This window comes from Gemmatirosa kalamazoonensis (assembly GCF_000522985.1).
In the GTDB taxonomy this organism is placed as follows: domain Bacteria; phylum Gemmatimonadota; class Gemmatimonadetes; order Gemmatimonadales; family Gemmatimonadaceae; genus Gemmatirosa; species Gemmatirosa kalamazoonensis.
In genome coordinates this window covers 5,008,232-5,020,928 of sequence record NZ_CP007128.1, presented here as the reverse complement: position 1 = coordinate 5,020,928, position 12,697 = coordinate 5,008,232, and the positions used below count along the sequence as shown (strand labels likewise).

Here is a 12,697-nt window from a genome sequence, read left to right as displayed (position 1 = left end):
GGGCGCCGTTGCGCGCCAGTCACGTCTCCACCACGTCTCGCAAGTGCCTGCCACGACTGGGCTTGCGCGACGGCCGCGGCGTGGCGCGCGGATTCGGGACGCGGTCCGGCGGCCGCCAGGTGATCGACAGGTGATGGGCCGATCGGCGGCTCGGTTGCCGGTGCGGGTGCGGATCTCTAGCTTTGCCGCGTCCTCGCCCCGTCAGTCCCCTCCCGGAGCCTGCGGTACGCCGACGTGATTCGCATCGACACGTTGGGCGGTCTGTCCGTGCGTGGCGACGAGGGGAAACCGCTCGCCGGCGCCGCGGCGCAGCCGCGCCGGATGGCGATCCTGGCCCTGCTCGCGCGGGCCGGCGAGCGCGGGATGAGCCGCGAGAAGATCCTCGCGCTGCTGTGGCCGGACGCGGGCGAGGAGCGCGGCCCCCGCGCGCTCGCCCAGGCGTTGTACGCGCTGCGCAAGGACCTCGGCGCCGACGAGGCGATCGGCGGCGCACGCGAGCTGCGCTTCGATCCGGCGATCGTCTCGACCGACGTCGCGGAGTGCGCGGCAGCGATGGCACGCGGCGACGACGCGCGCGCCGTCGCGCTGTACCAGGGCCCGTTCCTCGACGGCTTCCACCTGCCGGGCGCGGACGCGTTCACGCGCTGGGTGGAGGAGGAGCGTCGCACGCTGCAGCGCGAGCACGAGCGCGCGCTGGAGTCGCTGGCGCGCGCCGCGTCGGCCCGCGGCGCGCCGGCCGACGCGGTGGGATGGTGGCGCAAGCTCGCGGCGCTCGAGCCGCTGAACGCGCGCGTGACGGTGGGCCTCATGGAATCGCTCGACAAGTCCGGCGACCGGGCGGGCGCGCTCCGCCACGCGCACATCTACCAGCTCCTCGTGCAGCAGGAGCTGGAGCTGCCGCCGGACCGCGAGGTGCTCGCGCTCGCGGAGCGACTGCGGCGCGGCGAGAGCGACGCCGCGGTGGCGATCGCGGTCGCGCCGCCGCCCCCCGCGCCGGTGCCGTACGCGCCGCCCACTCCTCCGACGCCGGCAACGTCGGTCGAGCCGGAGACGACTGCACCGCCACCGCCGCCGTCGATCGCGCGACGGACGGCACGATGGCCGACGCGCTGGGTCGCCGGGCTCACGCTCGCCGCCGCGGGCGTTGCGCTGCTCGTCGCGCGCGCCACGTCGTTGCCCGGCGTCCGCGCCGCCCCGGCCGACGCCGCGTCGGTGGTGGCGATCGGGCACATCGCGGCGTTCGGCTCGGACACGATGCAGGCGAGCATGGCGGCGGCGGTCGCCGATCTGCTGACGACGAGCCTCGCGCGCGCGCCCGGGATCCGCGTGGTGAGCCACGGCCGCATGCTGGAGCTGGTGCGGCGCGCCGGCGCGCTCGCCGACACGAGCGCGGACCGGTTCGTGGACGCGGCGCGGCAGGCGGGCGCCACGGAGGTGATCGACGGGACGCTGTACGCCCGCACCGGCGGTCGGCTGCGGCTCGACCTGCGTCGCGTGGACCTGGCGACCGGCGCGATCGGCGACGTGCACACGATCGAGGGAAGCGACCTGTTCGCGCTCGTCGACAGCGGCACGACGCGCCTCGTCGCGGCGTTAGGCACCGAGGCGCCCGCCGGGTCGGTGGCCGACGTCACGACGCGGTCGGTCGCAGCGTACCGGCTGTACGAGCGCGGGATCCACGCGTTCTACAGCGGCGACCTGCGCGCGGCGCACGGGCTGTTCGACGACGCGCTGGCGGAGGACTCGCTGTTCGCGCTCGCGTCGTACTACTTCGCGATCTCGACGCCCGACGCGGGCACCGACGTGGGGCGCGACTCGGTGGTCGCGCGGCTCGCGCGCACGAAGCGGCTCAGCGCGCGCGCGGCGGAGCGCGACCGGCTCACGATCCTCGCCGACCTCGCGTACCGCACGTCGTCGCCGGCGCTCCGCGCGTACGCGGAGTCGCTCGCGACGCGCTACCCGGCGGAGGTGGACGGGCACCTCTACGCCGGGATCGCGCTCGCGCTCGAGGGCGACTTCGCCGCCGCGGTGCCGCGGCTCGAGCGCGTGGTCGCGATGGACTCGCTCGGGCTCCACGACCCGCACGCGCGGTGCGCGGCGTGCGACGCGCTGAGCTGGCTCGCGAGCACCTACACCCTCGCCGACTCGCTCCCCGCGGCGGAGCGGGTGACGCGCCGGTGGGTGCGGCTGCAGCCACAGTCGACGGCCGCGGCGGTGTCGCTCGTGGGTGTGCTCGACAGCGAGGGGCGGTTCGACGAGGCGGCGTCGATCTATCGCGAGCGCGTCGCGAGCGAGCAGCGTGTCGACAACGTGCTGGGCTTCTGGGTGATGCACTACCTGCTGAAGGGCGACTACCCGACGGCGGACCGGCTGCTCGCGGTCCAGACGCCGTTCCTGGACGAGGCGCGGCAGCTCGAGGCGTACTGGTGGCTCGCCGTCTCGCGACGGCAGCAGGGACGCATCGCCGAGGCGCTCGACGCGGCGCGGCGGCTGCGGAGCATCCGGCACGCCGGCGTCGCGGGGCTGCAGTCCGACGCGGTGCTGGAGGCGCAGATGCGGCTGGAGCACGGCGAGCCGCGCGTGGCCGCGGCGCTGTTCGACTCGCTCGCGCGGCTGCGCTTCGTGGGCGAGGAGCCGCCGACGCGCGCGCGCCGGATGGCGTGGGGGCTCACGCACGTCGGGTCGGCGCTCGCGGCGGCGGGCGACACGGCGGCGCTCGCGCGGCTCGTGGACTCGGTGCGCACGTTAGGCGCGGCGAGCGGCTACGGCCGCGACCACCGGCTGCACCACCACCTGCGCGGGCTGCTGCTCGTGGCGCGCGGCGACACGGCGGGGGCGATCGACGAGCTGCGCCAGGCGTTCTACTCGACGACGATCGGCTACACGCGCACCAACCTCATACTCGGCGCGCTGTACCTCGGCAAGCGCCGGCCGCGCGACGCGGTCGCGATCCTGCAGCCGGCGCTGCGCGGCTCGCTCGAGGCGTCGAACCTGTACGTGAACCGCACGGAGCTGCACGAGCTGCTCGCGCGCGCGTGGGACGCAGCGGCTGCGCGCGACAGCGCGGCCGCGCACTACCTCGTGGTCGTCCGCGCGTGGGCCGCGCCGGATCCGGTGCTCGCGCCGCGCGCCGCGTACGCGCGCGCGCGACTCGCTGTGCTCACGCCGGGTCGAGCTCCCTGACGACGGCGTCGATCGCGGCGCCGAAGTCGATGCTGCCGTCGAGGTACGGCCACCAGGCGCGCTCGAGGATCCCGAAGTACCGCCGCGCCGCCGCGTTCTGCCGCCAGATGCCGAACGCCTGCGCGTACGGCACGTGCTCGTGATCGACGCTCCGCACGAGCGCGCCCGCGGTGTAGAACAGCACGAGGTGCGACATCTCCGACGGCAGCCGCCGGTGCTGCCGCGCGGCGCTCGCCGTCAGCGCGGAGTCCACGGCGCCGAGGATGGTGTGCCCCGCCTCGTGGAGCAGCACCTCGAGCCCGTTCGCGCCCTGCGTGCCGATCGACGCGCTCGACACGGTGATCTGCAGCGGGTCGAGCGTGGTGTACGCGCCGAACCACGTCGCGTAGACCGACGCCTCCACCGGCACGGGTGCGTCAGGCCACGGGCGGCGGAACAGCGCCGCCTCGCGCCGCATCAGGCACGCGCCGTCGCGGTCGAGCCGCGCCCGCGTCGCGGCGATCCACGCGCGGTTCTGCCGGTCGTGTGTCGGCCACCACACCTCGCGATAGACGGGCGCGGCCTCGCGCAGCGCGGCGGCGAGGTCCGCCGATACCATCGTCCCGGTGACGACGTCGGGGAGCTCGTCGTACTCCGCGGCCTCGGCGAGTCGGACGTTGAGCATCACGAGCACGCTGTCGACGCGCATGCTGCCGCGCATCGCCCGATCGTAGGTGTCGAGCGCCCGCGTCCAGCGCGCGCGCTCCGCGGTCGTGAGCGGGCGTGCGGGCACGGTATCGGCGAGCGTCGGTCGGAACGCGCCCGGCGACTCGTCCTCGACGCCGCGCCGCCGCTTCGCCTGCACCACGAGGAAGTCGTGGAGGTTGAGCCAGAACGAGCTGCGCAGGTCGAGCGTGGGCACCGCGCCGTCGCTCGCGCAGGTGCCGGTGGCGCCTAACGCGGACGGGGGACCGCTCGCCGCGCGCCACGCCGGCATGCGGGCAGCGCGATGCGACGACGTGGCACACGCGCCGACGATCGCCAGCGCCGCGAGCGCCGCGAGCATCACGAGCGGGGCGAGCGTGCGGAGATGGCGGGGGCGCATGACGGCCTGCCGGAGTTGAAGGGCGCTACCGGAGAAACTCCGCCGCCAGGCGCGTATTCCGACAGCCCATGGGTGACGAGTCGCGTCCAGCCCGGGATGACCGGGCCCGCCGCGCCTCACTCCTTGCGCTCGAGCGGCGGCTTCGGGAACAGCTCGCCCGCGGCGAGGAGGCAGAGCAGGCAGCCGACGAAGTAGCCGAGCGCGGGGCCCACACCGGCGAGGCTCGCGACCTGGCGGCCGGCGCCCGGCCGGGTCTCGAAGCCGAACAGGTAGCGCATGCCGCGGTACACGCACCACGCCGCGACGACGGTGCAGGCGAGGCTGAGCGCGTAGCGCAGCGCGCGGCCGACGGCTCTCATGCCGCCCTCACCATTCGGCGAAACTGCCGTCGGCGTGGCGCCACACGGGATTGCGCCACCGGTGGCCGACCTCCGCCATGCGCTTCACGACGTCCTCGTCGACGTCGATGCCGAGACCGGGACGCTGCGGGATGGCGACGTGCCCGTCGCGGTACGCGAACACCGACGGATCGCGCAGGTAGTCGAGCAGGTCGTTCGTCGTGTTGTAGTGGATGCCGAGCGACTGCTCCTGGATGAACGCGTTGTAGCAGACGGCGTCGAGCTGCAGGTTCGCGGCGAGCGCGATGGGGCCTAACGGGCAGTGCAGCGCGAGCGCGACGTCGTACGCCTCGGCCATCGCGGCGATCTTGCGCGTCTCGGTGATGCCGCCGGCGTGCGACGGGTCGGGCTGCACGATGTCGACGTAGCCGTCGGCGAGGACGCGCTTGAAGTCCCACCGCGAGTACAGCCGCTCGCCGAGCGCGATGGGCGTCGCGCAGTGGTTCGCGATCTCCTTCAGCGCCTCGACGTGCTCCGACAGCACGGGCTCCTCGATGAACATGAGCCGGAACGGCTCGAGCTCGCGCGCGATCACCTTCGCCATGGGACGATGCACGCGGCCGTGGAAGTCGAGGCCGATGCCGAAGTGCGGACCGAGCGCGTCACGCACGGCCTGCACGCGCGCGAGCACGGCGTCGACCTTGTCGTGGCTGTCGACGATCTGCAGCTCCTCGGTGGCGTTCATCTTCACGGCGGTGAATCCGCGCGCCGCGCAGTCGCGCGCCATGGCCGCCGTGTCGGCCGGCCGGTCGCCGCCGATCCACGAATAGACGCGGATGCGCTCGCGCACGGGTCCGCCGAGCAGCTGGTGCACCGGGACGCCTAACGCCTTGCCCTTGATGTCCCACAGCGCCTGGTCGATGCCGGCGAGGGCGCTCATGTGGATGCCGCCGCCGCGGTAGAAGCCGGCGCGGTACATCACCGTCCAGTGGTCCTCGATGAGGAACGGGTCCCTGCCGACGACGTAGTCGGCGAGCTCGGACACGGCAGCGGCGACGGTGTGCGCGCGCCCCTCGAGCACGGGCTCGCCCCAGCCGACGATGCCCTCGTCGGTGTCGACCTTCAGGAAGCACCAGCGCGGCGGGACGACGTAGGTCGTGAGGCCGACGATCTTCACGTCGAGGTCTCGCGGATGCGGTACCACGCGTCGACGAACGCGCGCGCGTTGGCCGCGACGCGATCGGGCGAGTCGCCCGGCCTGTAGAGCGCGGAGCCGAGCCCGAAGCCGGCCGCGCCGGCGGCGACGTACGCGGCCATGCGGTCGGGCGTGATGCCGCCGACGGGGATGAAGCGCGTCGTCGTCGGGAACACCGCGCGCATGGACCTCAGCACGGCCGGCGTCAGCAGCTCGGCCGGAAAGAGCTTCAGCGCATCGGCGCCCGCGGCGAGCGCCGCGTAGCCCTCGGTGGGCGTCGCGATGCCGGGCGCGGAGAGGAGCCCGGCGTCGTTCGCCGCGTGCACGACGTCGAGCTCACAGTGCGGCATGACGATGAGGCGTCCGCCGGCGCACTGCACCTCGGCCACCTGCGCGACGGTCGTCACGGTGCCGGCGCCGACGAGCACGTGCTCGCCTAACGACTCCGCGAGGCGCGCGATGCTCTCGGCGGGACGCGGGGAGTTCAGCGGCACCTCGACGATCGCGAAGCCGGCATCGACGAGCGCCTGGCCCACGCCCACGGCCTCCTCCGGCGTGACGCCGCGGAGGATGGCGATGAGCGGGAGGCGGTCGAGGTAGGGCTGGAGCGCGTTCACGCCGGGATGATGTGCGCGTGCACGGCGATGCGCCACAGCCCCGCCGGCGCCGCGTCGGCGATCACGGGAACGTCATGATGGCCGAGCAGCGCGAGCGCACGCGCGTAGCGTGCGCAGAGCGCGGGGTCGCCGACGAGCGCGTCGGGCGGGCCGGCGGTCGCGAGGGCGCTGCGGATCTCGTCGCCGAGGAGGAGGCCGGAGAGATGGTCGAGGCTCGCCGCCGCGGCGACGGCGCCGGTGACCACGGCGGCGCGCGCGGAGAAGAGCAGGGGGGCTAGGCCGCTCGGCGCGCCGGTCGCCGCGCGCACGCCACGCGCGAACGCGTCCGCCGATTCCGCGGCGCTCGGCGCCTCGGTGTCGCGCGCCGGGCGGCCGAGGATGGAGTGGTCGCGCAGGACGGCGAACAGCTCGCCGGTCATGTACGTCGCGAAGTCGTGCACGCGGCCGTCGACGACGCGCGCCCACTTCGCGTGCGTGCCGGGGAGGACGAACGTGGCGCGTCGCGCGAGCTCGGGGTGGAGCGCGAGCGCGCCGACGATCTGCGTCTCCTCGCCGCGCATGAGATCCGGTCGCTCGCCGCGCCGCTCGACGCCGGGGACGACGTGTACACGCCGATCGGGTACGGGCGCGAGCGCGGCGGCGAGCTCGGTCTCGCCGGCGGGGACGGGGCAGTAGGGTGCGGCGATCCAGCCGTGTGCGCTGCCGACCATGCCGCAGGCGATCGCGGGGAGATCGACCGCGCCGAGCGCACTCACGACGTCGTCGAACGCCGCCGCGAAGCCGCCCGCGGGGAGGCGCATGATGCCCCACGGCTCGGCGCGCGTCGCGAGCACGGTGCCGCGAGCGTCGAGGAGATATGCGCGGAGGGTGGTCGTGCCCCAGTCGAGGGCGATCAGGGACGAGGGACCAGGCGAGGACTCTTGGGGATTCATGGATCGAAAGGATCGCTGGATCCACGGAGCGACAAGCGCACATCCGCGGATCCAGTCGATCGCCGGTGGATCCCCATGAGTACTCGCCTCGAGGCTTCGCGCGTTCCCATCGACGGGTCCGCGATGGATCGGTACGGTAGGCGGCGCACTCGCCCCGATGATCGATCATGAGCCACGACGAGTCCCTCCGAGATCCGCTCACGCACGGCGTGATCGGGGCATTCTACGATGTGTACAACACGCTGGCGTACGGTCTCTCCGAGTCGCTCTACGCCCGGGCGCTCGAGATCGAGCTGCGCCAACGGGGCCACCAGATCGCGCGCGAGGTGTGCTTCACGGTGCGGTACAAGGGCATCGAGATCGGCACGCAGCGCATCGACATGGTCGTCGACGGATGCATCGTCGTCGAGACGAAGTCGACGATCGACCTGCATCGCGGTGCCCCGCGGCAGGTGCTCGGCTACCTGCGCGCATCGGGGATCCCCGTCGGGCTGCTACTGCACTTCGGGCCGGAGCCGAGCGTCAGGAGGATCACGTTGGATGGGTGGCGGGGGAGGGTGAGGGACGAGGTGAGTACTCATGGGGATCCAGCGGCGATCGACGAGATCTCGGGATAGCGACCATCGCTTCGAGCTCATCGCGAGATCCCTTTCGATCACTTCGATCCCCAGTCAGTCCTCGCCTCGTCCCTCCCGCCCGCCGACCGCCGGTATCCCTCCAGCATGCGGTCCATCGCCCACGACGTGCGCCGCCCCGTCTCGCCCGTGCTCGGCGACGCGCCCGTGCCGTTGATCGCGTTCACGACGAGCTGGATCAGCGGCTGCTGGATGTGCGCCGGGTTGTCGATCGCGACGAGCTCCACGCCGCTCGCCGTCGCGACCTCGATCGGGCGCGTATCGAACGTCGAGTACGTGATCCGTCCCCCGCTGCCGACGATCTCGGTGCGGTCGACCCGATCGAACGCCGAGAAGCACCACGTGCCCGCACCGAGCGCGCCCGACGCGAAGCGGAACGTGCCGGCGACGATGTCCTCCGCCGTGTAGCGGCCCGCCTGGTTCGCCGCGATCCCCTGCGCGTCGGTGACGGGGCGGAGCGCGAAGTCGAGGAAGTCGAGCATGTGCGACGCGAGGTCGAGAAACCGCCCGCCGCCGCCGATCGCGGGGTCCACGCGCCAGGGCAGCGTGCGCGGGTCGAGGTCCGCGGCGGCGAGCGGCTGGTGCAGCGCGACGTTCACGTAGCGGATGTCGCCGATCGCGCCGGCGTCGAGCAGTCGCTTGATCTCGAGGAAGCGCGGAAGCGCGCGCCGGTAGTAGGCGACGAACAGCGGCACGCCGGCCTCGCGGCAGCCCTCGATCATCGCGTCGCACTCGGCGGCGTCACGCGCCATCGGCTTCTCGACGTACACCGGCTTGCCGGCGCGCGCGGCGGCGAGCGTGTGCTCCAGGTGCGAGCCGGGTGGCGTCGCGACGTAGACCGCATCGACCTCGGGGTCGGCGATGAGCGCGGCGGCATCGTCGTACCAGCGCGGCACGCCGTGGCGGCGCGCGTAGTCGGCGGCGAGCGCGCCGGTGCGGCGCATGACGGCGACGAGCGCGGAGTGCTCCGCACGCTGCAGCGCGGGGCCGCTCTTCACCTCCGTGACGTCGCCGCAGCCGATGATCCCCCAGCGGATCGTGCGCACTGGCTCTCCTCCCGGTCGTCGTGCATGATGACGCTTCCCACCGCACCGAATACTATGCGCTCACGCCACCCGCTCGTCGCCGCGGCGGCACTCGCCACCCTCTTCGCCCTCCGCGTGGACGCCCAGCAGCAGCCCATCACCCGCACCATCGAGCGCCTCGACCCCGCGCTCGACGCGCTCGTGCCGCCTAACGCGACGATCGAGCAGCTCGCCGACGGCTTCGACTGGACCGAGGGGCCGGTCTGGCGCCGCGACGCGCGGGGCGGCCATCTGCTGTTCAGCGACATTCCGAAGAACACGATCTACCGGTGGAAGGCGGGCGAGGGGATCAGCGTGTGGCTCCGCCCCGCCGGCTATGCGGGACCGACGCCCGCCGGCCGCGAGCTGGGAAGCAACGGGCTCACGCTCGACGCACACGGCGCGCTCGTGATGGCGGACCACGGCAACCGCCAGGTCGCGCGCGTCAACGACTCGCTCTTCACGAAGGTGACGCTCGCCGACCGCTACGAGGGGAAGCGCCTCAACTCGCCGAACGATCTCGTGTACCGGTCGAACGGGGACCTGTACTTCACCGACCCGCCGTACGGGCTCGATGGGCTGAACGACAGCCGCGTGAAGGAGCTGCCGTTCAACGGGGTGTACCGGTTGAAGCCCGACGGCACGCTGACGCTGCTCACGCGCGACCTCACGTTCCCGAACGGGCTCGCGTTCTCGCCGGACGAGCGCACGCTGTACGTCGCGGTGTCGGATCCGGAGCGCGCGGTGTGGATGGCGTACGACGTCGCGGCGGATGGCACGCTGGCACGCGGGCGCGTGTTCTTCGACGCGACGGCGCTCGCGAAGCAGGGAAAGCCCGGGCTCCCCGACGGCATGAAGGTGGACCGCGCCGGCAACCTGTTCGCGACGGGGCCCGGCGGGATCCTCGTGCTCTCACCGCAGGGCAAGCACCTCGGCACGATCGCGATGGGGCAGCCGACGGCGAACTGCGCGTGGGGCGACGACGGCTCGACGCTGTACATCACGTCGAACCATCAGCTGCTGCGACTCCGGTTGAGCACGAAGGGGCCGGGGTTCTGACGGCTCGTCCTTTCCTGTGTGAGTGAACCGCAGAGGGCCGCAGAGGGCCGCAGAGGACTGCCTCTTTTCTTGAACCACAGAGGACACGGAGGACACGGAGGAGACCACTTCTTGTTGGTTTCCTCCGTGTCCTCCGTGTCCTCTGTGGTTCAAGATCGGAAGGGCAGTCCTCTGCGACCCTCTGCGTCCTCTGCGGTTCAATTAAAAGAGCTACGCCGAGAACCTGATGCACACCGGCGACGGCACGGGCACGCGCTGGCCGGTGAAGGTGAGCCGGCCGGTGTCGCGGTCGACGCGGAAGATGGTGATGTCGTCGGTGTGCTGGTTCGCGACGTAGAGGAACCTGCCGCGCGGCTCGAGGGCGAAGTTGCGCGGCCACTTGCCCTCGGTGGAGACGCGCTGCACGTAGGTGAGCATGCCGGTGCGCTCGTCGATCGCGTGCACGCCGATGCTGTCGTCGCCGCGCACGGTCGCGTACAGGAAGCGGCCCGACGGCGCGACGTGGATGTCGGCGGCGGTGAAGTCGCGCGAGCGCAGGCCCGGCACGATCGGCGCGAGCTGCAGCCGCTCGAGCGTGCCCGCGGCCGAGTCCCAGCGGAACGTGCCTAACGTGAGATCGAGCTCGTTCGCGAGGTAGAGGTACCGGCTGCCCGGGTGAAACGCGAGGTGCCGCGGGCCCGCGCCCGGGGGCAGCGCGACGAACGGCGTCGGTGCCGGCGCGAGGGTGCCCGCCGGGTCGAGCCGATAGATCATCACGCGGTCGGTGCCCAGGTCCGTGGCGAGCGCCCACCGGTTGGACGGGTCGGCGATGATGCAGTGTGCGTGCGGCCCCTCCTGCCGCTCCGCGTTAGGCCCCGAGCCCGAGTGCCGTACGACCGACGTCGGATCGCCGAGCGTGCCGTCGGCGGCGATGGGCAGCGCGGCGACGCTGCCGCCGCCGTAGTTCGCGACGAGCGCGATGCGCCCACTGTGGTCGATCGAGACATACGCCGGTCCGGTGCCGCCCGACGAGCGGCGGCCGCGCGGCGTGAGCGCGCCGGTGCGCGAATCGACCGCGAACGCGCTCACCGCGCCGGTACGCTGACCGTTCCACGTGTCGACCTCGTTCGCCACGACGAGCAGCCCGTCGGCGCGGCGCGCGAGGAACGATGGGTTCGGTCCGGCGTCGACGGGACCGAGCGCCTGGAGCGCGCCGGAGTCGTCGTCCATGCGGAAGCGGTAGACGCCCGCGCTGCTGGTCCCCTCGGTGTACGTGCCGACGTGGAGCAGGAAGTCGTCGTCGTCGCGGCGCCCGAGCGAGGCGCAGCCGGCGAGGCCGGCGGCGGCGGCGATGAACGTGCGGCGCGATACGGGGCGGTCCATGAGGGGGCGGGCGCGGGGTGAGGGCGGTGCGGATCGCGCGACATGATCGCATCTTCGTGGCGGCGCTGTCCACCTCACCCCGCAGGGTTACCCCGCAGGGTCACCCGCACCACGGAGCCATCGCATGCTCGCCGACGCCGTCCCACCCGTGCGCGACTCCGTGCTCGACGCGATCGGCCGGACGCCGGCGGTGCGGCTCCGGCGCGTGGTGGAGGGCCCGAGCGCCGACGTGATCGTGAAGCTGGAGTATTACAACCCGACCGGCTCGTACAAGGACCGGATGGCGCTCGCGATGGTGGAGGGGGCCGAGCGCCGCGGCGCCCTGCGGCCCGGCATGCGCGTCGTGGAGTACACCGGCGGCAGCACCGGCTCGTCGCTCGCGCTCGTCTGCGCGGTGAAGGGCTACCCGTTTCTCGCGCTGTCGTCCGACGCGTGGGCGAAGGAGAAGCTCGACACAATGCGCGCGTTAGGCGCCGAGCTGCAGCTCGAGCCGAGCGAGGGTGGCAAGATCACGCCGGGGCTCGTCGAGCGGCTGCGCGTGCGCACGGAGCGCCTCGCCACCGAGGACGGGACGTTCTGGACGGACCAGTTCCACAACGACGACGCGCTCGAGGGCTACAAGGGGATCGGCCGCGAGCTGGTCGAACAGACCGGGGGGCGCGTCGACGCGTTCTGCGGCGGCGTCGGCACGGCGGGGATGCTCGTCGGCGTGTCGCGCGCGCTGAAGGAGGCGGGGTGCCGCGCGCGCATCGTCGCGCTCGAGCCGGAGTCGTCGCCGATGCTCACCGCGGGGCACGGCGGCCCGCATCGCGTGGAGGGCGTGGCGGTCGGCATCGTGCCGTCGCATCTGCGTGCCGAGGACTACGACGAGGCGCGCGCGGTGCCCGAGGCGGAGGCGCGCGTGATGGCGCGGCGGCTCGCGCGCGAGGAAGGGATCTTCGCCGGCACGTCGACGGGCCTGAACGTCGCGGCCGCGGTGCGGCTCGCGCGCGAGCTGGGGCCCGGGCACACGGTCGCGACGGTGGCGGTCGACACGGGATTGAAGTACTTGGCCGGGGACCTGTACTCAGGGTGAAGGGAATGGGGGTGAACGGCGCCGGTGACGGCGGGGGCGATACTGCGCCGACGATGATGCGCGATGAGGCGCAAACCCCGTCTCACACCGCTGAACCGCGCCGTACCGCGCCGTACCGCGCCGTCAAGCGACGTGAGCATCGTTTGCGCCTCA

The 12,697-nt window shown here is 73.1% G+C and carries 11 protein-coding genes; 4 read left to right on the top strand and 7 right to left on the bottom strand.

Translation table 11 applies throughout. The features are described from left to right. The first annotated feature begins 234 nt into the window (after positions 1-234). Positions 235-3,183, top strand: a complete 2,949-nt coding sequence (locus J421_RS21720; protein WP_025413281.1) for a BTAD domain-containing putative transcriptional regulator — start codon at positions 235-237, stop codon at positions 3,181-3,183. Here the strand turns inward: J421_RS21720 and J421_RS21715 are convergent. From J421_RS21715 to J421_RS21695, 5 genes are all read right to left on the bottom strand, one after another. Continuing rightward, a complete protein-coding gene (locus J421_RS21715; protein ID WP_025413280.1) occupies positions 3,161-4,267 on the bottom strand; it encodes a hypothetical protein in 1,107 nt (368 codons plus the stop codon). The two genes, J421_RS21720 and J421_RS21715, sit on opposite strands and share 23 nt — an antisense overlap. A gap of 116 nt (positions 4,268-4,383) precedes the next feature. Further along, positions 4,384-4,626, bottom strand: coding sequence for a hypothetical protein (locus J421_RS21710; protein ID WP_025413279.1), 243 nt, complete (start codon positions 4,624-4,626; stop codon positions 4,384-4,386). Between the two features lie 7 nt (positions 4,627-4,633). Beyond that, complete coding sequence (dgoD, locus tag J421_RS21705) at positions 4,634-5,782, bottom strand: galactonate dehydratase (protein WP_025413278.1); 1,149 nt, start codon at positions 5,780-5,782, stop codon at positions 4,634-4,636. Then, the gene (locus J421_RS21700; RefSeq protein WP_104022930.1) at positions 5,779-6,417 is read right to left on the bottom strand and encodes a 2-dehydro-3-deoxy-6-phosphogalactonate aldolase; all 639 of its coding nucleotides are present in this window, start codon (positions 6,415-6,417) and stop codon (positions 5,779-5,781) included. The genes dgoD and J421_RS21700 overlap by 4 nt, the downstream gene beginning before the upstream one ends. Then, the gene (locus J421_RS21695; protein ID WP_104022929.1) at positions 6,414-7,349 is read right to left on the bottom strand and encodes a 2-dehydro-3-deoxygalactonokinase; all 936 of its coding nucleotides are present in this window, start codon (positions 7,347-7,349) and stop codon (positions 6,414-6,416) included. Before J421_RS21695 ends, J421_RS21700 begins: the two co-directional genes overlap by 4 nt. Before the next feature lie 167 nt (positions 7,350-7,516). On the opposite strand from J421_RS21695, the gene J421_RS21690 reads away from it, so the two are divergent. Continuing rightward, positions 7,517-7,966 carry a GxxExxY protein gene (locus tag J421_RS21690; RefSeq protein WP_025413276.1) on the top strand — a complete coding sequence of 150 codons (450 nt, stop codon included), beginning with the start codon at positions 7,517-7,519 and terminating at the stop codon, positions 7,964-7,966. 38 nt (positions 7,967-8,004) lie between these two features. On the opposite strand, the gene J421_RS21685 is transcribed toward J421_RS21690, so the two are convergent. Continuing rightward, a complete protein-coding gene (locus J421_RS21685) occupies positions 8,005-9,030 on the bottom strand; it encodes a Gfo/Idh/MocA family protein (RefSeq protein WP_025413275.1) in 1,026 nt (341 codons plus the stop codon). A 54-nt stretch (positions 9,031-9,084) separates the two neighbouring features. On the opposite strand from J421_RS21685, the gene J421_RS21680 reads away from it, so the two are divergent. Continuing rightward, positions 9,085-10,107: an SMP-30/gluconolactonase/LRE family protein gene (locus J421_RS21680; protein ID WP_104022928.1), complete on the top strand. Its 1,023-nt coding sequence runs from the start codon at positions 9,085-9,087 to the stop codon at positions 10,105-10,107. Positions 10,108-10,317: 210 nt separating this feature from the next. Here the strand turns inward: J421_RS21680 and J421_RS21675 are convergent, their stop codons facing one another. Beyond that, positions 10,318-11,469: a lactonase family protein gene (locus tag J421_RS21675; RefSeq protein ID WP_025413273.1), complete on the bottom strand. Its 1,152-nt coding sequence runs from the start codon at positions 11,467-11,469 to the stop codon at positions 10,318-10,320. Positions 11,470-11,593: 124 nt separating this feature from the next. Between J421_RS21675 and J421_RS21670 the strand changes: the two genes are divergently transcribed. Continuing rightward, a complete protein-coding gene (locus J421_RS21670; RefSeq protein ID WP_025413272.1) occupies positions 11,594-12,544 on the top strand; it encodes a PLP-dependent cysteine synthase family protein in 951 nt (316 codons plus the stop codon). The last annotated feature ends 153 nt before the right edge of the window (positions 12,545-12,697 follow it).

What these genes read in the sequence shown, in the direction of transcription:
- J421_RS21715 (WP_025413280.1), bottom strand. Translation starts at nt 4,267, where the DNA reads ATGCGCCCCCGCCATCTCCGCACGCTCGCCCCGCTCGTGATGCTCGCG.
- J421_RS21710 (WP_025413279.1), bottom strand. Translation starts at nt 4,626, where the DNA reads ATGAGAGCCGTCGGCCGCGCGCTGCGCTACGCGCTCAGCCTCGCCTGC.
- J421_RS21695 (WP_104022929.1), bottom strand. Translation starts at nt 7,349, where the DNA reads ATGAATCCCCAAGAGTCCTCGCCTGGTCCCTCGTCCCTGATCGCCCTC.
- J421_RS21690 (WP_025413276.1), top strand. Translation starts at nt 7,517, where the DNA reads ATGAGCCACGACGAGTCCCTCCGAGATCCGCTCACGCACGGCGTGATC.
- J421_RS21680 (WP_104022928.1), top strand. Translation starts at nt 9,085, where the DNA reads ATGCGCTCACGCCACCCGCTCGTCGCCGCGGCGGCACTCGCCACCCTC.
- J421_RS21675 (WP_025413273.1), bottom strand. Translation starts at nt 11,469, where the DNA reads ATGGACCGCCCCGTATCGCGCCGCACGTTCATCGCCGCCGCCGCCGGC.
- J421_RS21670 (WP_025413272.1), top strand. Translation starts at nt 11,594, where the DNA reads ATGCTCGCCGACGCCGTCCCACCCGTGCGCGACTCCGTGCTCGACGCG.